This is a genomic window from Streptomyces sp. NPDC005955 (assembly GCF_042871255.1).
GTDB lineage: Bacteria > Actinomycetota > Actinomycetes > Streptomycetales > Streptomycetaceae > Streptomyces.
Window position 1 is genome coordinate 1 of the sequence record NZ_JBIAIF010000019.1, and the last position, 25,755, is coordinate 25,755.

The window sequence follows — 25,755 nt, forward strand, 5'->3', positions numbered from 1 at the left end:
CGACTCTATCAGATCTTTCCGATCCGATTTCCTCGGTGCTTTCCGGGAGAACGCTTTTCGGCGTTTTCCTTTCCGGCGATTCCGACTTTATCAGAAGACTCTGAGTCGGATTCCCCGCCCTGTCCGGAAGGCCCTCGGCACGCATGCGCGCCGGTGCTTCCCTGTCAGGCGGAGCCGTAAACGTACTGGAGCGGAGCGCCCCGATGCAAATCGAGGTGCTCCGCCCCAGGTTGGCGCTCGGTCGGGTCAGACCTCGACCACGACCGGCAGGATCATCGGGCGGCGTCGGTAGTTGTCCGAGACCCACTTGCCGAGGGTGCGGCGGATCAGCTGCTGGAGCTGGTGGGGTTCGACCACGCCGTCTTGCGCCGAGCGCTCCAGGACCTCGATGACCCTGGGGATGACGTCAGCGAACGCCGCGTCCTCGATGCCGGAGCCGCGGGCCTGGACGTGCGGGCCCCCGGTGATCTTCCCGGTGCTGGAGTCCATGACGACGAAGACGGAGATGATGCCCTCGTCGCCGAGGATCTTGCGGTCCTTGAGCGCGGGCTCGCCCACGTCGCCGACCGACAGTCCGTCCACGTAGACGTAGCCGGCCTGGACCTTGCCGACGATCTTCGCCTTGCCGCCGACCAGGTCGACGACGACGCCGTCCTCGGCGATCACGATGCGGTCGTGCGGCACCCCGGTGAGGGCGCCCAGCTCGGCGTTGGCCCGCAGGTGGCGCCATTCGCCGTGGACCGGCATCAGGTTGCGGGGCTTGCAGATGTTGTAGAAGTACAGCAGCTCACCGGCCGAGGCGTGGCCCGAGACGTGGACCTTGGCGTTGCCCTTGTGGACGACGTTGGCGCCCCAGCGGGTCAGGCCGTTGATCACGCGGTAGACCGCGTTCTCGTTGCCCGGGATGAGGGACGACGCGAGGATCACCGTGTCGCCCTGGACGATCCGGATCTGGTGATCGCGGTTGGCCATCCGGGACAGCGCGGCCATCGGCTCGCCCTGGGACCCCGTGCACACCAGGACGATCTCGCTGTCCGGCAGGTCGTCGAGGGTCTTCACGTCCACGACGAGGCCCGGGGGGACCTTGAGGTAGCCGAGGTCACGGGCGATGCCCATGTTGCGGACCATGGAGCGCCCGACGAACGCGACCCGGCGTCCGTACTCGTGCGCGGCGTCCAGGATCTGCTGGATGCGGTGCACATGGCTGGCGAAGCTGGCCACGATGATCCGCTTGCGGGCCCCGGCGAACACCTGGCGCAGGACGTTCGAGATGTCCCGCTCGGGCGGGACGAAGCCCGGCACCTCGGCGTTCGTGGAGTCCGACAGGAGGAGGTCGATGCCCTCTTCGCTGAGTCGGGCGAACGCGTGCAGGTCGGTGAGGCGACCGTCCAGCGGGAGCTGGTCCATCTTGAAGTCACCGGTGTGCACGACCATGCCGGCGGGGGTGCGGATGGCCACGGCCAGCGCGTCCGGGATGGAGTGGTTGACGGCGACGAACTCGCAGTCGAAGGGGCCGATGCGTTCCCGGTTCCCCTCCGCCACCTCCAGGGTGTAGGGGCGGATGCGGTGCTCCTGGAGCTTCGCCTCGATCAGGGCGAGGGTCAGCTTGGAGCCGATCAGCGGAATGTCCGGCTTCTCCCGCAGGAGGAAGGGGACACCGCCGATGTGGTCCTCGTGACCGTGCGTGAGGACGATGCCCTCGATGTCGTCGAGGCGGTCCCTGATGGACGAGAAGTCCGGCAGGATCAGGTCGATTCCGGGCTGCTCCTCCTCGGGGAAGAGCACTCCGCAGTCGACGATCAGCAGGCGTCCGCCGTACTCGAAGACCGTCATGTTGCGGCCGATCTCACCGAGGCCGCCCAGGGGGGTGACGCGCAGGCCGCCCTTGGGGAGCTTGGGCGGGGCGCCTAGTTCAGGATGCGGATGACTCAAAAGACTCTCCTCACCACGCGCGCCACGTGCCGGTGGCACGTGGCGCGCGTGACGTTCGTGCAAAAGCAGTTGTGGGTAGACCGGACCGGGTCGGTCCGGCAGCGTGCGTATTCAGTTGTGAAGTCTGTGGAGTGAGCCCTACCCCGTGGGGGCTAGAGCTCCACCCCGCCCGCGGCGAGGTCCTTCTTCAGTTGGGTGGTTTCCTCGTCGGTGAGCCCGATCATCGGGAGCCGGAGGGGTCCACCGGGCAGGCCCTGGAGGGCGAGTGCCGCCTTGCTGGTCATGACGCCCTGGGTGCGGAACATCCCGGTGAAGACCGGCAGCAGCCGCTGGTGGATCTCCGTCGCCTTCTGGACGTCACCGGCGGTGTGCGCCTCCACCAGTGCGCGCAGCTCCGGGGTCACGACGTGGCCGACGACGGAGACGAGGCCGATGGCGCCGACGGACATCAGCGGGAGGGTCAGCATGTCGTCACCGGAGTACCAGGCGAGTCCCGAGCGGGCGATGGCCCAGCTCGCGCGGCCGAGGTCGCCCTTGGCGTCCTTGTTGGCCACGATGCGGGGGTGCGCGGAGAGGCGGACCAGCGTCTCGGTGTTGATCGGGACACCGCTGCGGCCGGGGATGTCGTAGAGCATCACGGGCAGGCCGGTGGCGTCGGCGATCGCGGTGAAGTGCTGGTACAGCCCCTCTTGCGGGGGCCTGTTGTAGTACGGGGTGACGGCGAGCAGGCCGTGGGCTCCGGCTCGTTCGGCCGCGCGGGCGAGCTCGATGCTGGAGCGGGTGTCGTTGGTGCCGATGCCCGCGATCACGTGGGCGCGGTCACCGACGGCGTCGAGGACCGCGCGGACCAGGTCGCTTTTCTCCGCGCCGGTGGTGGTGGGGGACTCCCCGGTGGTGCCGTTGACCACCAGGCCGTCGTTGCCGGCGTCCACCAGATGGGCGGCGAGCCGCTGAGCGCCGTCGAGGTCAAGTGCGCCGTCCGCCGCGAAGGGCGTGACCATGGCGGTGAGGACCCGCCCGAAGGGGGTCTGCGGAGTGGAGGTCGGAGCCATGGGTAACACGCTACTCGCTGCTCAGCGCGCGGTCCCCATGCGGGGGACGCGGAGTGTGTGACGAAGGTGGAGCCCGGCACTGCCTGCTCGGGGGTTCAAGCAGTGCCGGGTCCGTTTGATCAGGCTAGATGAACTTCGCGAAATGCTGCAATACGGACACCTTGCCGGGCCGCCCCGCACATCTGTGCCCGCGCGCACCACCGGGCGCGTGCGGGGCCCGTACCGGGCGGCGGGCCCACGGACGGCTCCGCTCCCGCGGTCGCGCGGCGGGTACTACGGCGCCACTCGGCCGTTCGCGTTGAAGGCGGCGTGGGTGAGCGGCATCAGCTGCTCCCAGTGCTGCTCCATCGCCTGGCCCACCATCTCGATCTCGCGCTGCGGGAACGAGGGCACCGCGGCGAGTTCGTGCTGGGTGCGCAGTCCGAGGAAGTGCATCAGGGAGCGGGCGTTGCAGGTGGCGTACATGCTGGAGAACATGCCGACCGGCAGGACGGAGCGGGCCACCTCGCGGGCGACGCCGGCCTCCAGCATCTCCAGGTAGGCGGCGTACGCCTGGCGGTAGGAGTCCTCCATGGCCCGGCCGACGAGTTCCTGCTGGGCCCGGGTGCCCTCCACGAAGACGTACTTCCCGGGGCGTCCCTGCTGGACGAGCTTGCGGGACTCGTCCGGGACGTAGAAGACCGGCTCCAGCTGGCGGTAGCGGCCCGACTCCTCGTTGTACGACCAGCCCACCCGGTGTCGCATGAACTCGCGGAACACGAAGATCGGGGCGCTGATGAAGAACGTCATCGAGTTGTGCTCGAACGGGCTGCCGTGCCGGTCGCGCATCAGGAAGTTGATCAGCCCCTTGGAGCGGGCCGGGTCCTTCTCCAGCTCTTCCAGGGACTGTTCCCCGACGGTCGAGACGCGGGCGGCGAACAGCACGTCGGCGTCGCTCGCCGTGTGCTTCACGAGTTCGACGGTGATGTCGCTGCGGAAGCTCGGCTTCTGGTCGTCGGCGGGGGTGTCGGTCACGGTTCGGGGGGTCCTTCCCATCGCGTCGCTCGGGCGGCGACCACTCTACGTCGCGGGGTGGACGGCACCCGCCGGCAGGAGGGCGGGACGGCTGGTGGCGCAGGGGGTGGTGACCGCTTCGTTGCCGAATCGTGGCGTAGTTCGATGAACCACGGCGAAGGGCGGTGAACTTCTGCGAAATCGGTGAAACGGGGCACCATTCGGGGCTGTTGTGCGTCTGTAGGGGTGACGGTGTTTCCGTGTGATTCCAGGAGAGGAGCCTCCATGTTCCGCCGGCGCGAGTCCGTTCCCTTCGCCTTCGTCGCCGAGGCAGACGACTTCCGCAGCAATGTCACTCCCCCGCCCCGGGAGCGGGCGTCCGCGGGCGCCCTGGTGGGCCGCAGCCTCATCGGGCTCACGGTCGTCGCGGGGCTGGTGGGGGCCCTGGTGTTCGGCATGCCGGCCCTGACGCCCGACACGTCCCCCTCACGCACCCAGCAGTCCGAGGCGACGGTCGAGGGGCGCTGAGCGCTCCGCCCGCGCCGACGGTCACCGTGGGTGAGGGGCGGTGAGCGCACCGAATCGAGTGGTTTCGATATGCACCGCGTTGACCTGCGATGTCGTCCGGCGGTGACTCATCCGGCCCCCCGAGGGTGGTCGGCACGGTCACGTATCGATAACCTCACCGGGCACGGACCCGTGCGTTGATCGAGTGAGGACCAGTCGTGCCCCTGCCCTTTCTGACGGCGGACCGCGCCTTCGACGAGGCGTCGGACGATGTCGCGCTGCCGTTCGACGACCGCGACCGTTGGCGCCGCCCCTACCGGCCCGGCCCCTGGCGGGTGGGAGCCGCTGCGCTCCTGCTGCTGTTGGCCTCGTACGTCCTGTTCGCCACCATGATCATGGCGCTGGCGGGCTCCCTGTCCGCCGCCGGGATCAGCATGGCGCTGGCGCTGCTCATCATCGGGGCCTCGCTGCGGCTGCTGCGCGTGGGGGCCTGGGTCAGTGCGCGGGGCCTGCGCCGGGTCAGGTTCCTGACGACGGTCACCGTCCCCTGGGGCCGGGTGTCCGCGGTGCGCACCGTGCAGCAGCCGGTGCGCTGGCTGGGGCTGCCGCGCACGGTCCAGGGCCAGGCGCTGGTCGTCGTCCGCGGGACGGACACCGCGCTGCCGCTGCTCACGACCCACAACGCGGACTTCCTGGCGCGGTCGCGCGCCTTCGACCGGGCCGCGGACGGCATCGAGGTCTGGGCCGACGAGTACGGCGGCTGAACCGTCCGGCCGGTTCGTTCACGAGGTGACGGCGGTGCCCGCCCCGGCAACCGGGGCGGGCACCGCCGTCAGGCGCTGAGCTGCCGTCCTTCGTGGAGGGCGATCGCCCGCTGCATCGCCTTGCGGGCGCGCGGGGTGTCACGGGCGTCGTGGTAGGCGACGGCGAGGCGGAACCAGCAGCGCCAGTCCCCCGGGGCCCGTTCCGTCTCTTCCTTGCGCTTGCGGAACACCGCGTCGGCGGAGTCCCGGTCGATGCGTCCGCTGGGGGTGCGGACGAGTTCGTCGACGGGCAGTCCGCCCTCGCGTTCGAGTTCGGCGGCGAGGGAGTTGGCCTTGCGGGCGAACTGGGTGTTCTTCCAGAGGAACCAGATCCCGATCACGGGCAGGACCAGGACCGCGATCCCGAAGGTCACCGTGATCAGGGTGCCGGTCTGGATGAGGAACACCCCGCGGCTGCCGACCAGGGCGAAGTAGACGACCAGGACGGCCGCCGCGATGGCGTATGTGATCTTGGCGCGCATGGGGTCAGCCGAGGTCCAGGAAGTGTTCCAGGCCGAAGGTGAGGCCCGGAGCGTCCACGATGCGCCGCACGCCCAGGAGGATGCCCGGCATGAAGCTGCTGTGGTGCAGCGAGTCGTGCCGGACGGTCAGGGTCTCCCCCTCGCCGCCGAGCAGCACCTCCTGGTGCGCGAGCAGGCCGCGCAGCCGCACCGCGTGCACCCGGACGCCGTCGACGTCGGCGCCGCGCGCCCCGTCCAGTGCGGTGACCGTCGCGTCCGGCTGGGGGGCGCTGCCCGCGCGGGTGCGGGCGGCGGCGATCAGCTGGGCGGTGCGGGTCGCGGTGCCGCTGGGGGCGTCGACCTTGTTCGGGTGGTGCAGCTCCACGACCTCGACGGACTCGAAGTAGGGTGCGGCGATCTGCGCGAACTTCATGGTCAGCACGGCGCCGATGGAGAAGTTCGGCGCGATGAGGACCCCGGTCTCCGGGGACGCGGCCAGGCTGGTGCCGAGCTGCGCGAGCCGGTCGTCCGTCCAGCCCGTGGTGCCGACGACGGCGTGGATGCCGTGGCGCACGCAGAAGTCGAGGTTGCCCATGACCGAACCGGGGTCGGTCAGCTCGACGGCGACCTGCACGTCCTGCTCGACCAGGGTCTCCAGCTTGTCGCCGCGGCCGAGCGCGGCCACCAGCTCCATGTCCTCGGCGGCCTCCACGGCGCGTACCGCCTCGGAGCCGATGCGGCCCTTCGCGCCGATGACCGCGACACGCAGCTTGCTCATGTGCTTGTTCCTTACGGGAGGGGGGACGACACGGGAGGTCAGCCGACCGTCGCGTGCAGCGCGGCCGTCTGCTTGTCCTTGAGCGGGCCGATCACCGACAGGGACGGACGTCGGCCCAGTACGTCGCGGGCGACCGCGCGGACCTCGTCCGGGGTGACCGCGCCGATCCGGGTGAGCATGTCGTCCACGGACATCTGCTCGCCCCAGCACAGCTCGCTCTTGCCGATGCGGTTCATCAGGGCGCCGGTGTCCTCCAGGCCGAGGACCGTGGAACCGGCGAGCTGACCGATGGCACGGGCGATCTCGTCGTCGGACAGGCCGTGCTCGGCGACCTGGTCCAGTTCGTCACGGCAGATCTTCAGGACGTCGCCGACCTGACTGGGCCGGCAGCCCGCGTAGACGCCGAAGAGTCCGCAGTCGGCGAAGCCCGAGGTGTACGAGTACACGCTGTAGGCGAGGCCGCGCTTCTCCCTGACCTCCTGGAACAGCCGGGACGACATGCCGCCGCCGAGTGCGGTGTTGAGCACGCTCAGCGCCCAGCGGCGGTCGTCGGTCCGGGAGAGGCCGGGCATGCCGAGGACGAGGTGCGCCTGCTCGGTCCTGCGGCCGATGTGTTCGACCCGGCCGGCGGCGCGTATGGTGCGGCTGCCGTCGCGGGGGGCGGCGGGCACCGCGTCGGCGCGGCCGAGTGCGCCCGCCCGTTCGAAGGCGGCGCGGACCTGGCGGACGACCTTGTGGTGGTCGACGTTGCCGGCGGCGGCGACGACGAGGTGGGTGGGGTCGTAGTGCTTCTTGTAGAAGCGGCGGATGCGGTCGGCGCTCAGGGCGTTGACCGTGTCGACCGTGCCGAGGACGGGGCGGCCGAGGGGGCTGTCCCCGAACATGGTCTGCGCGAACAGGTCGTGCACGCAGTCGCCGGGGTCGTCCTCGGTCATCGCGATCTCTTCGAGGATGACGCCGCGCTCGGCGTCGACGTCCTCCTGGCGGATCAGGGAACCGGTGAGCATGTCGCAGACCACGTCGATGGCGAGCGGCAGGTCGGTGTCGAGCACGCGTGCGTAGTAGCACGTGTACTCCTTCGCCGTGAAGGCGTTCATCTCGCCGCCGACCGCGTCGATCGCGGACGAGATGTCCAGCGCGGTGCGCTTCTCGGTGCCCTTGAAGAGCAGGTGCTCCAGGTAGTGGGTGGCGCCGTTCAGGGCCGGCGTCTCGTCACGGGAGCCGACGTGGGCCCAGATGCCGAAGGTCGCCGAGCGTACGGAGGGCAGGGTTTCGGTGACGACCCGCAGGCCGCCCGGCAGGGTCGTGCGGCGGACCGTGCCGATGCCGTCCTTGCCCTTGAGCAGGGTTTGGGTACGGGCGACGGCCCGCGTCTCCGAAGAGACACGGGCCGTCGCGCGGAAACTACGGGACGTCACTTGGCAGCGTCGTCCTTCGCGTCCTCGGCACCGTCTTCGCCCTCGACCACGGGGATGAGGGAGAGCTTGCCGCGGGAGTCGATCTCGGCGATCTCGACCTGGACCTTGTGGCCCACGCCGAGGACGTCCTCGACGTTCTCCACGCGCTTGCCACCGGCGAGCTTGCGGATCTGCGAGATGTGCAGCAGTCCGTCCTTGCCCGGGAGCAGCGACACGAACGCACCGAAGGTGGTCGTCTTGACGACCGTGCCCAGGTAACGCTCGCCGACCTCCGGCATGGTCGGGTTGGCGATGCCGTTGATCGTGGTGCGGGCGGCCTCGGCGGCCGGGCCGTCGGCGGCACCGATGTAGATGGTGCCGTCGTCCTCGATCGTGATCTCGGCGCCGGTGTCCTCCTGGATCTGGTTGATCATCTTGCCCTTGGGGCCGATGACCTCGCCGATCTTGTCCACGGGGATCTTCACGGTGATGATCCGCGGGGCGTTGGGGGACATCTCGTCCGGCGTGTCGATGGCTTCCATCATCACGTCGAGGATGTGCAGCCGTGCGTCACGGGCCTGCTTCAGCGCGGCGGCCAGCACGGAGGCGGGGATGCCGTCGAGCTTGGTGTCGAGCTGGAGGGCGGTGACGAACTGCTTGGTGCCGGCGACCTTGAAGTCCATGTCACCGAACGCGTCCTCCGCACCGAGGATGTCGGTGAGGGTGACGTAGTGGGTCTCGCCGTCGATCTCCTGGGAGATCAGGCCCATGGCGATGCCGGCGACCGGGGCCTTGAGGGGCACACCGGCGTTCAGCAGGGACATGGTGGAGGCGCAGACCGAGCCCATGGACGTCGAGCCGTTGGAGCTCAGCGCCTCGGACACCTGGCGGATCGCGTAGGGGAACTCCTCGCGGGTGGGCAGGACCGGCACCAGGGCGCGCTCGGCGAGCGCACCGTGACCGATCTCGCGGCGCTTGGGGGAGCCGACGCGGCCCGTCTCGCCGGTGGAGTACGGCGGGAAGTTGTAGTTGTGCATGTAGCGCTTGCGGGTGACCGGGGACAGCGTGTCCAGCTGCTGCTCCATGCGGAGCATGTTCAGCGTGGTCACGCCGAGGATCTGGGTCTCGCCGCGCTCGAACAGGGCGGAACCGTGGACCCGCGGGATGGCCTCGACCTCGGCGGCCAGGGTGCGGATGTCGGTGACACCGCGGCCGTCGATGCGCTTCTTCTCCTTGATGACGCGCTCGCGGACCAGGGACTTGGTCAGCGAGCGGTACGCGGCGGAGATCTCCTTCTCGCGGCCTTCGAACTGCGGGAGCAGCTTCTCGGCGGCGAGGACCTTGACGCGGTCCAGCTCGGTCTCGCGCTCCTGCTTGCCCGCGATGGTGAGGGCCTGGGCGAGCTCGTCCCGGACGGCGGCCGTGAGGGCCTCCAGGACGTCGTCCTGGTAGTCGAGGAAGATCGGGAACTCGCCGGTCGGCTTGGCGGCCTTCGAGGCGAGGTCGGCCTGGGCCTTGCACAGGACCTTGATGAAGGGCTTCGCGGCGTCCAGACCGGCCGCGACGACCTCCTCGGTGGGGGCGTCGGCGCCGCCCTCGACGAGCTTGATGGTCTTCTCGGTGGCCTCGGCCTCGACCATCATGATCGCGACGTCGCCGTCGTCCAGGGTGCGGCCCGCGACGACCATGTCGAAGACGGCGTCCTCGAGCTCGGTGTGCGTCGGGAACGCCACCCACTGGCCGCGGATCAGCGCGACGCGGACGCCGCCGATCGGGCCGGAGAAGGGCAGGCCGGCGAGCTGCGTGGACGCGGACGCGGCGTTGATCGCGACGACGTCGTACAGGTGGTCCGGGTTGAGCGCCATGATCGTCGCGACGACCTGGATCTCGTTGCGCAGGCCCTTCTTGAAGGACGGGCGCAGCGGGCGGTCGATCAGCCGGCAGGTGAGGATCGCGTCCTCGCTGGGGCGGCCCTCGCGACGGAAGAAGGAACCGGGGATCTTCCCGGCCGCGTACATGCGCTCCTCGACGTCCACCGTGAGGGGGAAGAAGTCGAGCTGGTCCTTCGGGTTCTTGGAGGCGGTGGTGGCCGACAGCACCATGGTGTCGTCGTCCAGGTAGGCCACGGCGGAGCCGGCGGCCTGACGGGCCAGGCGGCCCGTCTCGAAGCGGATGGTGCGGGTACCGAAGGCGCCGTTGTCGATGACGGCCTCGGCGTAGTGGGTCTCGTTCTCCACTAGCGGTGTCTCCTCTTGTGCGTCCCGCGCGCCCGTGTGGCGGGGGACCGTGGCGGAGAAGCGCGCCGTGGGTGCTTGCCGGTCTTCGATCGAAGCCCTCGGGGGGTGCCCCGGGAGCCACTACCGAGGACCGGCGCGGCGGGGGCGCTTCTCCTCGTCGTTGTCACGTCGTGCGGAACCGCCAGGTGCGGTGCCGCGGGTGCCGGGGGCGCGGTCCTTCGCGTCCTCGGCCTGACGGTGGCCGTGGCGCTCGGCGCCGCGGCACGTCGGGGTGGTGCTGCGTCCAGACTACAAAGCCGTGGTGACACTGCGCACGCAGAGCGGGTACGACGGGTGTGCCGCCGTTCGCCGCGCGTGGTCGGTGGGGCTGCCGGTCCGGCCGGGCAACGGCGAAGGGAGCGGTTCCCTGGGGTGGGAACCGCTCCCTTCACGGCGTACTACTTGGCGCCCGCCGCACCGCGACGGATGCCGAGGCGGTCGACCAGGGCGCGGAAGCGCTGGATGTCCTTCTTGGCCAGGTACTGGAGCAGGCGGCGGCGCTGACCGACCAGGATGAGCAGACCGCGACGCGAGTGGTGGTCGTGGCGGTGCGTCTTCAGGTGCTCGGTCAGGTCGGAGATCCGGCGCGACAGCATGGCGACCTGGACCTCGGGGGAGCCGGTGTCGCCTTCCTTGGTGGCGAACTCCGACATGATCTGCTTCTTCGTAGCGGCGTCGAGCGACACGCGTACTCCTTGTTTCCGTCTTCATGAGGCCGCCGAGTGCCCCTGGCACATCGCAGGGGATCTTCCAAGACTCGACAGGCGGGGTCCGCTGGGCGCTGCCTCCAGGTCTCGGGAGATCCGGGGGTGCGTACGCAAACGGCCGTCGACCAGGGTATCAGCTGCCCGCCGTGCCCCGGGTCGGTGCGCCTCGGCGGGCGTCGCGGGCAGTGGGGGCGTCAGCTGGTCATGGCCCTGGCCTTGGCGTACACGTCGAAGACGGCGAGGGCCAGCGGCACCAGGGTGAGCAGGAAGAACCCCTCCGCGAGCTCCAGGAAGCGTCCCCAGAAGGGGCTGACCCCGCCCCGGGAGGCGATCAGTCCGACCGCCGTGACCAGGGCGGCGGCCACGGCGAGCGCGGCGACGAGCCAGACCGTGCGCACGTCCAGGCCCGCCGGGTCGCCGCGCAGGGCGTCGCGGACGAGTCCGGACGGCGGGTTGAGGGCGAGGCCGAGGCCCAGCAGGACCAGGGAGCCGAGGCCGGCCGCGAGGGTGGCGCCGACCTGGGCCGAGTAGCGGAACAGCTGGGCGCGCAGCAGCAGGGAGAGGCCGGTCGCCAGGGCGAGGAGCTGGCCCCATCCGCTGTCGGAGAAGCCGAGGACGGTGGCGGCGCCCACGGCGACCAGGGCGCAGCCGCCGACGAGTCCGACGAGCAGTTCGTGACCCCGTCGGGCCTGGGCGGTGATGCGGTCGTAGTCCACGGTCTCGGGGGGCGCGGGCTCGTCGCCGTACGCCCCCGCAGTGGTGGTCGGTCGGCTCTCGCGCAGGGCGCTGGGCGCGTCGAAGCCGATGGGCAGCCGGGCGAAGCGCAGCGAGAGGCCCGGCAGGAAGGCGAGGGCGCCGACCGCGAGGGGGGCGCAGATCGCGGCGGTCTCCACGGCCGTGAGGTCCGCGAGCAGGGCGGTGAACGTGGTGAGCAGGCCGGTGCCGGACGCGACGGCGAAGGCGACGAAGGGGCCGTCGCCGCGCGGGGAGGTGAAGGTGAGGAGCAGTGCGGCGAGGAGGACGGCCGCGCAGGCGAGGAGGAAGTGGAGCCGGCCGACGCCCTGGCCGTCGGCCGGGGTCAGCAGGCCGGAGCCGGCGACGGCGAGGTTGGGGAGGGCGCCCAGGCCGAGGGCGATCGAGGCGGCCCGGTCCTCGTAGACGCGGGCGCGGACGGCGCCGAGCGCGAGCAGGAGCAGCCCGGTGACGGCGGCGAGGACGCCGGGGAGTCCGTGCATGTCGTGGCGCGGGTCGGCGGACCAGGCGACGAAGGCGATCAGCGCGGCGAGGACGCCGCCGCCGGTGAGGCCGGCCGCCCGGGTCAGTTCGCCGGTCCACAGGGTGCGGTCGCGGCCGACGGCGGAGGCGACGGCTTCGGACACGTCGTCGAAGACGGCGGGCGGCAGCGACTCGGCGAAGGGGCGCAGGGTGAGGAGCTCGCCGTCGAGGATGCGCTGGGCGGCGAAGGAGCGGGAGCTGTCGAGGACGGTGCCGTCGCGTCGGACGAGGTGGTAGCCGACGGGCGCCCCGGGGGTGGGGCTCTGCTGGGAGAGCCGCAGGATCTCGGGGTGGACGTCGGCCACCGGGACGTCGTCGGGGAGGGCGACGTCGATGCGGCTGTCGGGGGCGACGATCGTGACGCGGCAGAAGCCGAGGCCCGTGCCGGGGCCGCGGCCCGTCGCGGGGCCGTTCGGCCCGCCGGGTGCGGCGGGGCCGCCGGTCCCTCCGGTGGCCGCGGAAGCCGTCATGCTCACCTGCTGCTCCCCCTCTGGGTGATGTGGCCGTGGGCTCTGGTGCGGTGTGACCGTGGGTTCCGGTCCGTTTCCGGCCCGACGCGTACGGGTTCCGGGCCGAAACCGGTCCGCCGCCGGGCCGCATCGGGCCCGCATCAGGTCCGGGTGGGGACGGAACACCCCGGTTCGTACGGCTCGTTCTGCGTGTGCGCCCGCACACGCACGGCAGCCTATCGCCCCCCTTGTCTGAGGGCTCGTCAGTAGGATCGGCCGCGCGGCCGACGTCCGCCCGACACGGGGCGGCGGACGGAAGAGACGGGGCCGGCAAGGGAATTGGTGCGAATGAGCCAGATCGTCGTCAAGCGCCCGCCGCGGACGTTGCCGTCCGCAACGCCCACGGGAGAGATCGCACTCCAAGCCCCGCCCGAGCTGCCGCGCGGCCAGGACGAGGGCACCATGATGCAGCTCCTGCCGATGTTGGGGATGGGCGGTTCGGTGGTGTTCTTCTTCATGCCCAACGCCCATCCCTTCATGAAGGTCATGGGCATGGTGATGATCGCGTCCACCCTCGCGATGACGATCGCCATGGTGGTGCGCTACCGGCGCGGAGCCCAGGGCCAGTTGGCGGACCTGCGGCGGGACTACCTGCGGTACCTGGCCCAGACGCGGCGGGCCGCGGTGGAGACCGCCCGCGCCCAGCGCGACGCCCAGTACTTCCTGCACCCCTCCCCCGACCAACTGTGGGCGCTGGTCGCCGAGGGCAGCCGGGTCTGGGAACGGCGCACCGGTGACGGGGACTTCGGGCAGGTGCGGATCGGTCTGGGGCCGCAGCCGCTGGCCACCGCGCTGATCGCGCCGGAGATCGGGGCGACGGACGGGCTGGAGCCGCTGACGGAGGACGCGCTGCGTCGCTTCGTCGCCGCGCACGGCACGCTCGACGCGCTCCCGATGGCGGTGTCGTTGCGGTCCTTCTACCACGTGACGGTCAGCGGGGACCCCGCCACCGCGCGCGGCACGGCCCGCGCCCTGACGGGCTCGTTGGCCTCGCTGCACTCCCCCGACGACCTGATGCTGGTGTTCGGCGTCGGCGCGGACGCCGCCGCCGAGTGGGAGTGGACGAAGTGGCTCCCGCACACCCAGGCGGGCGGCGCACCGGACGGCGCGGGTTCCCGACGGATGATCGTGCACCGGTCGGGCGACCTGGAGACCCTGTTGGCCGAACGGATCGCGGGCCGCCCGCGGTTCCACCCGGCCGGTGCGCCCGTACCGGACGAACCGCACCTCGTGATCGTGTTGGACGGCCTGTCCCTGTCACCGGACTCCCCGTTGGCGTCGGTGGAGGGGCTCCAGGGGGTGACCGTCGTCGAGGTCGTGCCCGGCGAACTCGCCGCGGGCCGCGGGGACCTGTCGGTGGTGGCCCACCCGGGCGCCCTGCGCCTGGAGTCGGCGGGCGGCCAGGTCTACGAGGGCGTGCCGGACGTCCTCGCGTACGCGTCCGCCGAGGCGCTGGCCCGGCAGTTGGCACCGCTGCGGATGGCGTCGGGCGGTGACGACGACGAGCCGCTGCTCGCGAACCTGGAGTTCACGGACCTGCTGGGGCTCGGCGACGCGGCGTCGGTGGACACCCGCCGCACCTGGCGGCCGCGTTCGCTGGCGGAGCGGCTGCGGGTGCCCATCGGCGTCGGCGAGGACGGCCGTCCGGTGATGCTGGACCTCAAGGAGGCCGCGCAGGAGGGCATGGGCCCCCACGGGCTGTGCGTGGGGGCCACCGGCTCCGGCAAGTCGGAACTGCTGCGGACGTTGGTGCTGGGCCTCGCGGTCACCCACTCGTCGCAGACGCTGAACTTCGTGCTCGCCGACTTCAAGGGCGGTGCCACCTTCGCCGGGATGGCGCAGATGCCGCACGTGGCGGCCGTGATCACCAACCTGGCGGACGACCTGACGCTCGTCGACCGGATGGGCGACTCGATCCGGGGCGAGCTGAACCGCCGCCAGGAGATGCTGCGGGACGCCGGGAACTACGCCAACATCCACGACTACGAGCGGGCGCGGGCCGCCGGTGCGCCGCTCCAGCCCGTTCCTTCGCTGGTCCTGGTGATCGACGAGTTCAGCGAACTCCTCACGGCCAAACCGGACTTCATCGAGATGTTCGTGCAGATCGGCCGGATCGGGCGTTCGCTGGGCGTGCACCTCCTGCTGGCTTCCCAGCGGCTGGAGGAGGGGCGGCTGCGCGGACTGGAGACGTACCTGTCGTACCGGGTGGGGCTGCGGACCTTCTCGGCGGCCGAGTCGCGGGCGGCGCTCGGCGTGCCGGACGCCTACGAACTGCCGAACGTGCCGGGTTCGGGCTTCCTGAAGTTCGGTACCGACGAGATGGTCCGCTTCAAGGCCGCGTACGTCTCCGGCGCGTACCGGTCCACCGCGTCCCGGGCCACCGGGACGGACGGCCCGCTCCCGGTGGACCGGCGCCCGGTGCTGTTCACCGCGGCGGAGGTGCCCGTGTCCTACGGACACGTGCCGCCGCCCCGTACGGAACCGGGCACGGACGCGGACGACGCGCTGGCCGACACGGTCCTCGACGTGATCGTGCAGCGGCTGGAGGCGCAGGGCCCGGCGGCCCACCAGGTGTGGCTGCCGCCGCTCGACAGCCCGCCCTCGCTGGACGACCTGCTGCCGGGGCTGACCGCGGTGGCGGGCCGGGGCCTGACCCAGCCGGGCTACGAGGGCGCGGGGCGACTGGTGGTGCCCCTGGGACTCGTGGACAAGCCGTACGAGCAGCGGCGCGACCCGCTGTGGTGCGACTTCTCCGGCGCGGCCGGCCACCTCCAGCTCCTCGGCGGTCCGCAGTCCGGCAAGTCGACCCTGCTGCGGACGCTCATCGCGTCGTTCGCGCTCACCCACACCCCCCACGAAGTCCAGTTCTACGGGCTCGACTTCGGTGGCGGAGGGCTGGCGGCGGTCGCCGGGCTGCCGCACGTCGGCGGAATCGCCTCCCGTCTCGACCCGGAACGGGTCCGGCGCACCGTCGCCGAGGTGTACGGGGTGCTGACCCGGCGCGAGGAGTACTTCCGGACGTCGGGGATCGCGTCGATCGCGGACTTCCGGGCCCGCCGCGCACGGGGGGACGTCTCCGTCGCGGACCAGCCGTGGGGCGACGTCTTCCTCGTCGTCGACGGCTGGGGGAACTTCCGCGGCGAGTACGAGGGCCTGGAACAGGTCGTCCTCGACATCGCCTCCCGCGGCCTCGGCTACGGAGTGCACCTGGTGCTGTCCGCATCCCGTTCGATGGAGGTCAGGTCCCACCTCAAGGACCATCTGGTGAACCGGCTCGAACTGCGGCTCGGCGACACCATGGACTCGGAGATCGACCGCAAGGTGGCGGTGAACGTGCCCGCGGGCGTGCCCGGCCGGGGCCTGTCCCCGCAGCGACTGCACTTCATGGCGGCGGTCCCCCGCATCGACGGGCTGTCCTCGGACACCGACCTGGCGCCGGCCACGGAGGCGCTGACGGCGGAGGTCGCCCGGCACTGGCCCGCGCCGGGCGCACCCGCGGTACGGCTGCTGCCCCGGACGCTGCCCGCGGACCGGTTGCCCGCCGGCGACCGGTTCCCCGACCGGGGCATGGCCTGGGCCCTGGACGAGGACAACCTCGAACCCGTGTTCCTCGACTTCGAGCAGGACCCGTTCTTCCTGGTCTTCGGCGAGAGCGAGTCCGGGAAGTCGAACCTGCTCCGGCTGTTCATCAAGCGGCTCGCCGAGCGGTACCCGGGCGACGACTGCAAGCTGTTCGTCGTGGACAACCGGCGCGCCCTGCTCGACGCCACGCCCGCCTCGCACCTCGCCGAGTACGTGCCGATGTCCAACGCGATGGACCATCACGTCGAGGCGCTCGCCGACCTGATCCGCCGCCGCAGCCCCACGGCCGAGGTCACCGCACGGCAGCTGCGGGAGCGCAGCTGGTGGCAGGGGCCGACGGTGTACGTGGTCATCGACGACTACGACCTCGTGTCGACCTCCAGCGGCAACCCGCTGGCCCCGCTGACCGAGTTGCTCCCGTTCGCGCGGGACGTGGGGGTGCGGTTCATCGTGGCCCGGTCCACGGCCGGAGCGGGACGGGCCTCGTACGAACCGTTCATCCAGCGGATGAAGGAGTTGGGCGCACAGGGCGTCGTCCTCGCGGGTGATCCCGGCGAGGGCGATCTGCTCGGCGGGGTGCGGCCCCGGCCGATGCCGGTGGGCCGGGGCACGTTCGTGTCCCGCAAGCGGGGCCGGCCGTTGGTGCAGACGGGACTCCTGGAGTCGGAGGCGGAAGGGGAGGGCTGAGGCCCTCGGCGCGGCGGAGGCGGCGCGGCGCCTCCCGGGAACGAGCGAGGGAGGTGGTGGTTCCCGGTCCGGCGCGCGCCCACACCCGCGGACCGATACGTTGCGTGTTCACCCGGGCGCGCTGCGCGTTCCCGCGGGGCGCGTCACGCGGGGGCGCGCCCGGAGAGTCCGTCCGCACGCCGCTGGGCGTGCGCTCGACCCGGTCGCGCCGTCGCGCCGGCCGTGGGGGAAGGAACCGGTCCATGGGCTGGAACGAATGGGAGCAGTTGAAGGCGGAGGCCATCGAGCGGCGGTCCGGCGCGATGCGGTTGAACCAGGTGCCGGGCGACCCGGAGGGCGGACCCGCCGACGGCGGCAGCCCGCAGGCCGTACTGAAAGTCACCCAGGCCGACCTGGCGAAGGTCGGTGACCACGCCTTCGGCCTGTACGAACGGCTGTGGACCGAGGGACGGGTGTCGGTCCACAGCACCGAGAAGGCGGCGGGAAGCCTGAGGGGTCAGGGATTCGCGCTGGGCGGAGCCCTCCACCACGTCTCCACCCGGTGGGAGGAACAACTGACGTCGTTACGGGACGCCTGTGCGCACATCTCGAACCACCTGGAGTTCACCCAGCGGACCCACCGCGGCGACGAGCAGCACGTCCGGGGCGAGTTGAGCGGCATCCGCACCCTCGACCAGGGCTTCGACGAGAAGGTGGGCGGGCCCGGCACGGCCAACCCGGTCTACGGGCCCCGGAAGGCCGACGAGGACCACCGGGGGGACGAGGGTGACGCGGGCGACCGAGGGGAGACGGGCTGATGGACTTCGAGGCGTTGCGGAACGCCGAGTTCGGGCCGCTCGACACCGCCGTTTCAGACTGGTCGCGGTTGGTCCGCAACCTGGAGTCGATGGAGAAGGACGCACGGGACGGACTCAAGCGCCGCGCTGCGAAGGCGAACTGGCAGGGGATCAACGCCACGGTGTCGCGGCAGTTCGTCGGCAAGACGGTCGGCGAGTTCACCGACGCGCGCACCCAGGCGTCCTCCGTCCGGAACATCCTGCGGGACACCCGGGACGAACTGCGGTCGCACCGACGCACGTTGGAAGAGGCGCTCGACCGCGGCAGCAAGAGGAACCTCACGGTCGTCGCGACGGGTGGCGGAGGGTTCACGGTCACCATGCGGGTGCACCCGGACCGCGCCGGCACGGGCACCGACCCCTCGGCTCACGGGGAGGCCGACGTCCTGGCCCTGCGGGACGAGGTGCAGGAGATCCTGGAGGCGGCCACCCGCAGCGACGACACGGCCAGCGACGTACTGCGGGCCCTGGTGGACCAGAGCGAGCACGGGTTCTCCGGCGCCTCGTACGGGGACCGGGACGGGGCGGTGCGGGCCGTCCGCGAGGCCGCGGCGTTGGCCCGGCTGGCGCGCCAGAACCCGGGTGACCTCAGCGTCAAGGAGTTCGACCGACTCCTGGCCGGGCTCGAACGGTACGGGGACGACGCGCTGTTCGCCGAGCGTTTCGCCGCGGAGCTGGGCGCTGCCGGGACGCTGGAGTTCTGGACCGGGATCAACGATCCGGGGCACGGCATCGAGGCGTCCTCCCGGGGAGGGAACGAGCTGATGCGCGAGCGCCTCACGCACTTCGACGACCTCCAGCGCCACCTGGGCCTGACCCTCGCCCACGCCACCCAGAGCGACAGCGCCGCGATGAGCGACTGGAAACGGGAGATGATCCGGCTCGGCGAACAACCGATCGGGCCGAGCGGCATGCACCAGGGGTTCCAGGTCATGAGCAACCTGATGCGCCACGGCGACTACGACGACGGGTTCCTCAAGCAGTACGGGGACGCGCTCGTCGAGGCCGAGAAGCAGCACGGCGACGGTGACGGCAAGGCGCCGGCCGCGTGGCACAACCTGGGCCTGGATCCCCGGCTCAACCACGTCGGGCCCGACGGCGGTTCGGACCCGTTCACCGGTTTCATGAAGGCCCTGGCGAACAGCCCCGACGCGGCCACCACCTTCTTCGGCGAGACCTTCCGGACCGCCTCCGAAGCGGGTGGTGGGAGCAGCGTGGACAACTTCACGTACTTCTTCGAGCAGCGCGACTGGCCGTCGGACCTCGACAGTGAGAAGCAGGCCGGCCGCGTGGGGCGCGACATGATGGCGCAGGCGCTGGAGGCCGCGGTGACGGGCCATCCCGCCGGCGAGCTGCCGACGGTGAACACCCCCGCGCACGGCGCCGAACAGGCCCGCCTCATGGAACGGGTCATCGGCTCCATCTCCGAGGACCCCGACCGGCTGCTGAACCACCGTTACATGGCGGACAGCATCGGCCAGATGACCGCGGAGTACATGCCGGACGTTCATCGGGGGTTGCACCCGGCAACGGAGAGCAACACCAGACTCTTTCCCGTCGCGGGGACAGCAGCGGTGTTCGAAAGCGACGACCTCACCCGGGTTCTCTATGCCGTGGGACGCGATCCTGCTGGATACGCAGCCGTCACCATGGGACAAAGCAGCTACACGGGAAACATCATGGAGTACCACTTCCGAAACCCAGAAGCAAACATTAGCGATCCACTTTTTTCCCAGCCGGAGAATCTGAAGGCAAGCATCGAGGGAATTGCGAACATCGCCGGCGAGATCCAGGGCACGATCAGCGCGGGCCGCGCATACGAAGGCGAAAAAGAAGAGGGTGCAAGAAACGCCGAGTACAACACCGCCCTAGAAAAATCCAAAGTATGGACCAGTGCCACGATCGGCATCGGTGTTGGTATCGGCGTTGCCAGCATTGCTGGACCCTGGGGGATCGCGGCCGGCGGTATTGCAGGAACAGCATCGAATGAGATCCTCAACGGAATTGTGACCGGTTCCCTGCAAGACGACGCAAGTCAAGTCATCTACCGCAACGGCGAAGAAATCGGCGACACTCGAGACTCCACTTTCAAGGCAGTAGAAATGGCCGCCGAAGAAGCAGGAAGGCTCTCCGGAAGCCCGTCCCCGCACATCGTGGCGATCGTAGCCGAGGAAGCGGGGGAAGGTTTCAACACAGCCCACACTAAGATTAGCGAAATCTTGGGCGGACAGAAAATCCCTGACACCCTTGAGACAAAGTAGAAGAAATGACCATAACCCGAAAGTCGATACTCATACTCTTCCTTCCGATTGCAACGATAGCCCTAGCGGCAGCGTATCTAACAAAATCACCTCCGTTTAAAGATGCTCCCACCCCCAAGATCAAAGCAGTCGACGTCTGCCAATCTCTGGGAAATTCAAAGAGGCTGGTTCCTGCACTACAAAGAGCTCTACCCGAAAAGCGTAAGTACAAGTTCTCCGAAACGCGACTAACCACGCACGGCCACCGCTATCAGATCCACTGCTCAGCACGGGATGAATCTCGACACACCAAGATCATTCTTCGGAGTAGAGCGATTCAAGAGATGTCGCGAGAAGATTGGATCGGTCACCACATGAACAACTTCTCGGACGAGCACCCTCTTCTAGACTTCAAGGCTGGACTAACAGCTACGGCATCTATCAGCAAGGCAGGAATCCAGACGCCTTGCTTCCCGAAGGGTAGATACGTCGGAGGGCGCCATAATCTCTTCATCGACGTATATCTTCGCGAGGCAGGCGAGGCCAGCGACAAGGACACGCGTCAATCACTGATCGATATCGTTCGAAGTGCAGCAGAGCACGCGCACAAAGACGCCAAGTGCGAGCTCCCTTCGAAACTCTAGGGAACTTCACCGTATTGCCAGGGCGTAGGGTGAGGCACGGCAAATCGCTTGACGGGAAACCACGGAGAAAGGGGTCGGGGCATGGCCGAGGAGCAGGGCCTGGGAGTAGCGGAGTCCGAGGAAGAAGTACGGGCCCGCAAGGAACGGGAGAAGGACGAGCTGTACTCGCTGGACATCTCCGGTGTCGAGTGGGTGGGCGCTCCGGGCACCGAGGAGGACGAGGAGCGGGTGGAGATCGCGTACCTGCCCGGCGGGGGCGTGGCCATGCGGTCCTCGCTCGACAAGGAAACGGTGCTGAGGTACACGGAGGCCGAGTGGCGGGCGTTCGTGCTCGGCGCGCGCGACGGGGAGTTCGACCTGACGCCGGTCGAGGACGAGGGCTCGACCGCGGCCGGAACCGAGGGCGAGTCGCCGCGTTAGCGGGACGGCAGCCGGACCTGCAGCAGGGGCCGGGGTGGGCACCTCCCGTGCGTGCCCACCCCGGCCCCTGCTCCACCGCCCGCCTTCTCTACAAGAAGTAGCTGGCGGCCTTCTTGTCGCCGCCCATGTAGTCACCGCCGGCGCGGCCGACGACCCCGGCGATGGCGACCAGCGCCTGGTGGATGTCCTCGGCCTCCTTATCCCACTTGGCCTGCTCCTGCGTGTACATCGTGTGGGCCTCGCCCTCCCAGCCCGCGGCGACGGTCGCCACGGCCCGTTTCAGGCTCGCGAGGTCTTCTTCCAGCTTCTTCGCCTGGTTGGCCAGCTCGGTCGCGGTGGCGTCCAGGCCGCCGTACCGGACGACCAGTTCGTCGTAGTTGCCCGTGGACATGGGTGCGGATTCCCCTCGTAGAGTGATGTGCTCGCGGTGGACGGTCAGCGGGCGGCTCTAGTAGCCGCTGAGGCTGGACTTCGGTGCGCCGTCGTACACGTTGATGCTCTGCACAGCCGCACGGACCTCTTCTTCGGTGCCGTCCTTGATCTTGCGGCTCGCGCTCATGGCGTCAAGGAACTTCACGAGGATGTTGCCGATGCGCACCATCGAGGTGTTGATCTCGTGTTGCTTGCTGTTGAACGCGCCGGCGCCGATGCCCTTCCACTGGCCTTCCAGGCTGTCGATCGTGGCCTGGAGGCGGTGGAGTTGGCCCTTGAGGTTCTCGAAGCGGGTGGCGATGTCCTGTTCGAGCTTGATGAGTTCTGAATTCGATAGCCGCTGGCCCTGAGACATGGCTGCGGTTCCCTTCTGTGTTGGGGGCGAGGGACGGGATCGGGCGGGTGCTGGTGGTGAGGGTGGTGCGGATGGTCAGGCGGCGTTGCGGCGCTTACGGAGGAAGACGTAGACGCCACCGCCGAGCGCGGCGAGCGCTGCTGCGGCACCCAGGACGGGGACGAGGTCGATACCGCCGTTGTCCTTGTCGGCGGACGCGGTGGGGCCGTTGGCGCCGTTGTCACCCTCGGCTGGCGATCCTTCGCTCGGTGAACCCTTCGGGGCCTGACCGGCTTCGGAATCTGTGGGCTTGTTCGACGGAACACTGGGGAACTCGTCAGCGGAAGGCGCGGCGCCCTCGATCGGAGTCTTCTCGTTCGTGATCGGGTTGACGTCCGCCGGTCCCGGGTCGATGTCGGGGTCCTCCAGAACCAGGCGGGGGCGGATCAGGCCGTAGCCGAGGTAGTTGCTTGGGTTGTTCCTCGCCCAGTCCCGCCCCGCGGTGTCGATGAGGGTGCGGAGCACCTGATGGGCCGTCCACTCCGGGTGCACGGACCAGATGAGCGCTGCGGATGCCGACGCGATCGCCGTTGCCTGGCTGGTTCCCCGGGAGGGGCAGTACCTGGTGAACGTCTCGTCGCACCACATCGGAACGTTCACACCTGGGGACGCAAGGTCAACGTAGTCGCCCTTCTGGGAAAAATCGCCGACCTTACCAGACTTATCAGCGGCGCTGACTCCGATCGCTTCAATGTAGGCCGCCGGGTAGGCCCTGAACTCTGCCTTTGGCCCCTCGTTTCCGACGGAAGCAAAGATGAGCTTTCCCTTGGAGGCCGCATACTTTACGGAATCTTCAAGTTCAGGATCGGTGAACTCTCCTCCGAGCGACAGGTTGATGATCCGAGCATCGGTATCAGCAGCAGCTCGGATTCCATCAGGAATTGAAGCGGTCTTCCTGATTTCATCCTTGCTCTTGAGCTGCTTCAGCACCACACGAATCGGAATGATTCGCGCATCCGGCGCAAGTCCGCGGAGGCTCGCGTCAGCCCCGCTCCCGGCGATCAGCTCGGCCATCGTCGTACCGTGCCCTCCGTAGTCCTTTGTGGCACCGTAAGCAGCGTCATCGGGCACTTCGTTGACGAGAACCTTGCCTCTGAGTGACGGCGTCTGAGGGTTGACGCCAGAGTCAACCACAGCCACCTTCACCCCTTTTCCTGTACTGATCTTCCACATTCTTTCCGCTTGCATGGGTTCCAGATACCACTGCTGCGAATGAACGTCGTCGGCTACGACAGGAGGCGCCAACCCGATCAGTAACGCGGTCATGACGGCACAAGAACTAGCTACGGAGACGACTGATCGCCCAAGGTGCCCCACCGATACTGGAGTCGCCCTGCCGCGACGGCCCTCAACTGACATCATTCCTGCGCCTGTCCTCCTCTAGCTCGGTCGATGAACCCTGCTGCCCGATGTCATCGTCCGACTGTTGGTCCTCTTCCACGCCTCTACGCCGCTGGGATTCCTTTGCACCCCGCACAAGTCCAGTCCCGCCTACGGAGAAGCCCTGACCACTCCGATTCGGGTTGCTGCTCCTGGCGCCTCCCACGACGTGGGAGTTGCTGGTAGGAGTTGCAGCCCGACGCGTAGTGCGTTGCTGACGCTGCGGTTCTGAGGAGGCCCCAATCACCCCCCGGCCGCCGGGGGAAACAGCAGGCCCAGCAGTGGACGCAGTCCTACCAACACCTCCGACAACGGGCGCCTGCCCGGGGCGCGGGCCCATCGGCGGCGGCGTTGCAGCCGCCGGGCGTCCGCCAACGATGCCGCTGGAGCCACCGACAGGCACGTTGCTGGGAGCTGCACGGTGCTGAGGTGAACCACCGACTGCAGACACGGAACCCCCGGGCGGAACTCGGCCTGGGATGCCTTGTCCCTGAGGCACCCCTGTGTGCCTTGAGCCTCCCTGGACTCCGGCGCTCCATCCTCCTCCGGGATTCGCCGCCCTTCCGGCTGCCCCTCGAGCCCCAGCCCTCGCGGAATCCGACAAATTGTTCCCAGGTGCCGCCCGCCTCGACTGTACTGACGTGCCACCCGTTGGCTCCCCCTTCGGGAGGCGGTCGCGAGACGCTGGAGCCGGGGGCGTGACCGTGGCGGACTCGCCGGGAGGCGCCTGGGCCGGGATCAGACCCGGACCGCCACTCACCGGACCTGTCGCGGTAGGAACAGTGCCGACACTCGCGATCTCGGTCGCAGGATCGCGGTTCATCACCGGAGACGTCCCGTGCGCGCCCCCTGGCACATTCACTCCTCCGGAGACGTCGTCCGGGGCTGTCACTCCACGAGTGGATGACTCTGACGCAGGTGAAGCGACTGTCCCGTCGTGTCCCGGGGATGCGGAAAGCGGGACGCTGCCGTCAATGATCGGTTCGGCTCCGTCCCAACCTCGATTCGGTTGCGGGACACCCACGTCAGGCATTCGAGTGAACGTAGGACCCTCCTGCTGAGCCAAGACGCCCTCGGACACCGCGTAGAACGACGCCAGCCGGTTCATCTGGTTGATCGCCTCTTGGCGGTGCTTCTCCGCCTTTACCGCGGCCGCGTACTCCGCGTTGTCCGCCCCACGCTTGTCCGCGGGGAAGTCCTCGACGGCCTTGGGGTCTGCTCGTGCGTCGCGAGGAGGCATGGAACTGCGGACGGAGGCGAGCCCGGTCCCGGCCGCGGTGATCTGAGTGCCGGCGGCGTCGGCGAAGTCCGCGAGCTTCAAGGTGTCCGAGACCAGGGCCTCGCCCCACTTGCGGAACGCCTCGCCCGACTCGCCCTCCCAGTCGGGCTGGGCGACATGGCCCTTGAGTTCGTCGGCGGCCTTGGTGATCGCGTCGCGGGCGCTCCACAGTGCGGCGCCCGCCTCTTCGAGGTCGGCCGGGTTGGTGTTCTGCACCAGGTCGATCATGTCGTTGAGGCGGTGCGCCTCGAAGCTGGTGCGACCGGGGCTGACACTCGGCGCATTGAAGAAGACAGTGCCTTCCAACAGTCCGGACACGGCCACGGCCATGTCAGTGGCGCTGTTCTGTCCTGCGACCCGTTGCAAGTCGGACGGGTCGGGGGTGTTCTGGTCGTTCTGGCCGGCCATGCCTACCACCCCGCATCGGTCTGGTTGTCCTGGTTGCGCCTGCCGTCACCCGCACGGTCGCGCTCGTACTGTGCGTCGATCTTGGTCTGGATCGCCCAGAACCGTCGGCGCACCTCTTCGTCGAGGTTGTCGAAGCCGACGTCCGCCCCGTGGACGGCGATGCCCATGGCCTCGATCTGTTGGCCGAGTGCCTTGGAGAGGGACGTCAGGCGTTGGTGGACCCGTGTGTACTGGGTGAACAGGCCGTCCGCCTCGGCGAACTGGCTGCTCGCGCTGCTGAACGAGGTCCGGGACACCTGTTGTGAACCGACCTTGGCCGCGCCGCCCGCCGATCCCTCGAAGTCCGACAGGACCTTGTCGATGCTCTTCTTGAAGGTCTTCAGCGCGGCGACACCGCGCCGTAGGTCAGCCCCGCTCATGTACGAGGCACGGCCCGTGCTGTCTGGAAGCCCCATGTCCGTGTCCTTCCCCGTTTCCCCGTTCCCCGTTTCCCCGTTCCCCGTTTCCCCGTTTGCTCGTTCACCCGAGCCAGCGCCCCGTGGGCGCCGTGACCCCGTCGCTCGTGGTCGGTGCTCCGCGCCCCACGGGCCGTGCTCCAGCGCACCGTTCGGGCGCGCCGGCACGCTCCGGAGAGGGGGCGTGCGCGCGGGCGCGATCCCGCCCCGCCACTGTATCCACCACGTGATACCGCGCCAACTGGACTTTCTGGCAGCGCAGTTGCGCATGCGGGCGTTTGCCCGACGGGCGTGGCGGTGCGGCAACG

The 25,755-nt window shown here is 69.5% G+C and carries 20 protein-coding genes; 7 read left to right on the forward strand and 13 right to left on the reverse strand.

Features of this window, described 5'->3' with window-relative positions:
* Window positions 1-246: 246 nt before the first annotated feature.
* The 3 genes from ACFYOU_RS31180 to thyX form a co-directional block, all read right to left on the reverse strand.
* Window positions 247-1,932 carry a ribonuclease J gene (locus tag ACFYOU_RS31180; protein WP_387011305.1) on the reverse strand — a complete coding sequence of 562 codons (1,686 nt, stop codon included), beginning with the start codon at window positions 1,930-1,932 and terminating at the stop codon, window positions 247-249.
* Window positions 1,933-2,084: 152 nt separating this feature from the next.
* Window positions 2,085-2,984: a 4-hydroxy-tetrahydrodipicolinate synthase gene (gene dapA, locus ACFYOU_RS31185; protein ID WP_389766467.1), complete on the reverse strand. Its 900-nt coding sequence runs from the start codon at window positions 2,982-2,984 to the stop codon at window positions 2,085-2,087.
* Window positions 2,985-3,257: 273 nt separating this feature from the next.
* Entirely contained in the window at window positions 3,258-3,998 is a 741-nt protein-coding gene (gene thyX, locus ACFYOU_RS31190) for an FAD-dependent thymidylate synthase (protein WP_387011307.1), read from the reverse strand.
* A 264-nt stretch (window positions 3,999-4,262) separates the two neighbouring features.
* On the opposite strand from thyX, the gene ACFYOU_RS31195 reads away from it, so the two are divergent.
* Together ACFYOU_RS31195 and ACFYOU_RS31200 are read left to right on the forward strand one after the other, a co-directional pair.
* A complete protein-coding gene (locus tag ACFYOU_RS31195) occupies window positions 4,263-4,505 on the forward strand; it encodes a hypothetical protein (protein ID WP_389766471.1) in 243 nt (80 codons plus the stop codon).
* A 197-nt stretch (window positions 4,506-4,702) separates the two neighbouring features.
* A complete protein-coding gene (locus ACFYOU_RS31200; protein ID WP_389766473.1) occupies window positions 4,703-5,248 on the forward strand; it encodes a hypothetical protein in 546 nt (181 codons plus the stop codon).
* 68 nt (window positions 5,249-5,316) lie between these two features.
* On the opposite strand, the gene ACFYOU_RS31205 is transcribed toward ACFYOU_RS31200, so the two are convergent.
* From ACFYOU_RS31205 to eccD, 6 genes are all read right to left on the reverse strand, one after another.
* Window positions 5,317-5,769, reverse strand: coding sequence for a hypothetical protein (locus tag ACFYOU_RS31205; protein ID WP_389766474.1), 453 nt, complete (start codon window positions 5,767-5,769; stop codon window positions 5,317-5,319).
* Between the two features lie 4 nt (window positions 5,770-5,773).
* A complete protein-coding gene (dapB, locus tag ACFYOU_RS31210) occupies window positions 5,774-6,526 on the reverse strand; it encodes a 4-hydroxy-tetrahydrodipicolinate reductase (RefSeq protein WP_385491761.1) in 753 nt (250 codons plus the stop codon).
* A gap of 38 nt (window positions 6,527-6,564) precedes the next feature.
* Window positions 6,565-7,944: a M16 family metallopeptidase gene (locus tag ACFYOU_RS31215; protein ID WP_389766476.1), complete on the reverse strand. Its 1,380-nt coding sequence runs from the start codon at window positions 7,942-7,944 to the stop codon at window positions 6,565-6,567.
* On the reverse strand, window positions 7,941-10,160 hold the full coding sequence (locus ACFYOU_RS31220; RefSeq protein ID WP_387002136.1) for a polyribonucleotide nucleotidyltransferase: 2,220 nt from the start codon (window positions 10,158-10,160) through the stop codon (window positions 7,941-7,943). Before ACFYOU_RS31220 ends, ACFYOU_RS31215 begins: the two co-directional genes overlap by 4 nt.
* A 437-nt stretch (window positions 10,161-10,597) precedes the next feature.
* Complete coding sequence (gene rpsO, locus ACFYOU_RS31225) at window positions 10,598-10,885, reverse strand: 30S ribosomal protein S15 (RefSeq protein ID WP_385491752.1); 288 nt, start codon at window positions 10,883-10,885, stop codon at window positions 10,598-10,600.
* Window positions 10,886-11,100: 215 nt separating this feature from the next.
* Entirely contained in the window at window positions 11,101-12,657 is a 1,557-nt protein-coding gene (gene eccD, locus ACFYOU_RS31230; RefSeq protein ID WP_391310386.1) for a type VII secretion integral membrane protein EccD, read from the reverse strand.
* Between the two features lie 321 nt (window positions 12,658-12,978).
* On the opposite strand from eccD, the gene eccCa reads away from it, so the two are divergent.
* From eccCa to ACFYOU_RS31255, 5 genes are all read left to right on the forward strand, one after another.
* Window positions 12,979-16,959 (forward strand): type VII secretion protein EccCa, encoded by a 3,981-nt coding sequence (eccCa, locus tag ACFYOU_RS31235; RefSeq protein WP_391310388.1) that lies wholly within the window; start codon window positions 12,979-12,981, stop codon window positions 16,957-16,959.
* Window positions 16,960-17,201: 242 nt separating this feature from the next.
* Window positions 17,202-17,756 carry a hypothetical protein gene (locus ACFYOU_RS31240; protein WP_391310390.1) on the forward strand — a complete coding sequence of 185 codons (555 nt, stop codon included), beginning with the start codon at window positions 17,202-17,204 and terminating at the stop codon, window positions 17,754-17,756.
* Window positions 17,756-20,056: a hypothetical protein gene (locus tag ACFYOU_RS31245; protein ID WP_391310392.1), complete on the forward strand. Its 2,301-nt coding sequence runs from the start codon at window positions 17,756-17,758 to the stop codon at window positions 20,054-20,056. Before ACFYOU_RS31240 ends, ACFYOU_RS31245 begins: the two co-directional genes overlap by 1 nt.
* A gap of 5 nt (window positions 20,057-20,061) precedes the next feature.
* Window positions 20,062-20,679: a hypothetical protein gene (locus ACFYOU_RS31250; RefSeq protein WP_391310394.1), complete on the forward strand. Its 618-nt coding sequence runs from the start codon at window positions 20,062-20,064 to the stop codon at window positions 20,677-20,679.
* A gap of 81 nt (window positions 20,680-20,760) precedes the next feature.
* Window positions 20,761-21,099, forward strand: a complete 339-nt coding sequence (locus ACFYOU_RS31255; protein ID WP_391310396.1) for a DUF397 domain-containing protein — start codon at window positions 20,761-20,763, stop codon at window positions 21,097-21,099.
* An 88-nt stretch (window positions 21,100-21,187) separates the two neighbouring features.
* Here the strand turns inward: ACFYOU_RS31255 and ACFYOU_RS31260 are convergent, their stop codons facing one another.
* The 4 genes from ACFYOU_RS31260 to ACFYOU_RS31275 form a co-directional block, all read right to left on the reverse strand.
* Window positions 21,188-21,490, reverse strand: a complete 303-nt coding sequence (locus ACFYOU_RS31260; protein WP_385491731.1) for a WXG100 family type VII secretion target — start codon at window positions 21,488-21,490, stop codon at window positions 21,188-21,190.
* Window positions 21,491-21,547: 57 nt separating this feature from the next.
* Complete coding sequence (locus tag ACFYOU_RS31265; protein WP_385491728.1) at window positions 21,548-21,886, reverse strand: WXG100 family type VII secretion target; 339 nt, start codon at window positions 21,884-21,886, stop codon at window positions 21,548-21,550.
* Window positions 21,887-21,961: 75 nt separating this feature from the next.
* The gene (locus ACFYOU_RS31270; protein ID WP_391310398.1) at window positions 21,962-23,191 is read right to left on the reverse strand and encodes a S8 family serine peptidase; all 1,230 of its coding nucleotides are present in this window, start codon (window positions 23,189-23,191) and stop codon (window positions 21,962-21,964) included.
* A 1,803-nt stretch (window positions 23,192-24,994) separates the two neighbouring features.
* Entirely contained in the window at window positions 24,995-25,447 is a 453-nt protein-coding gene (locus ACFYOU_RS31275) for a hypothetical protein (RefSeq protein WP_391310399.1), read from the reverse strand.
* Window positions 25,448-25,755 lie beyond the last annotated feature (308 nt).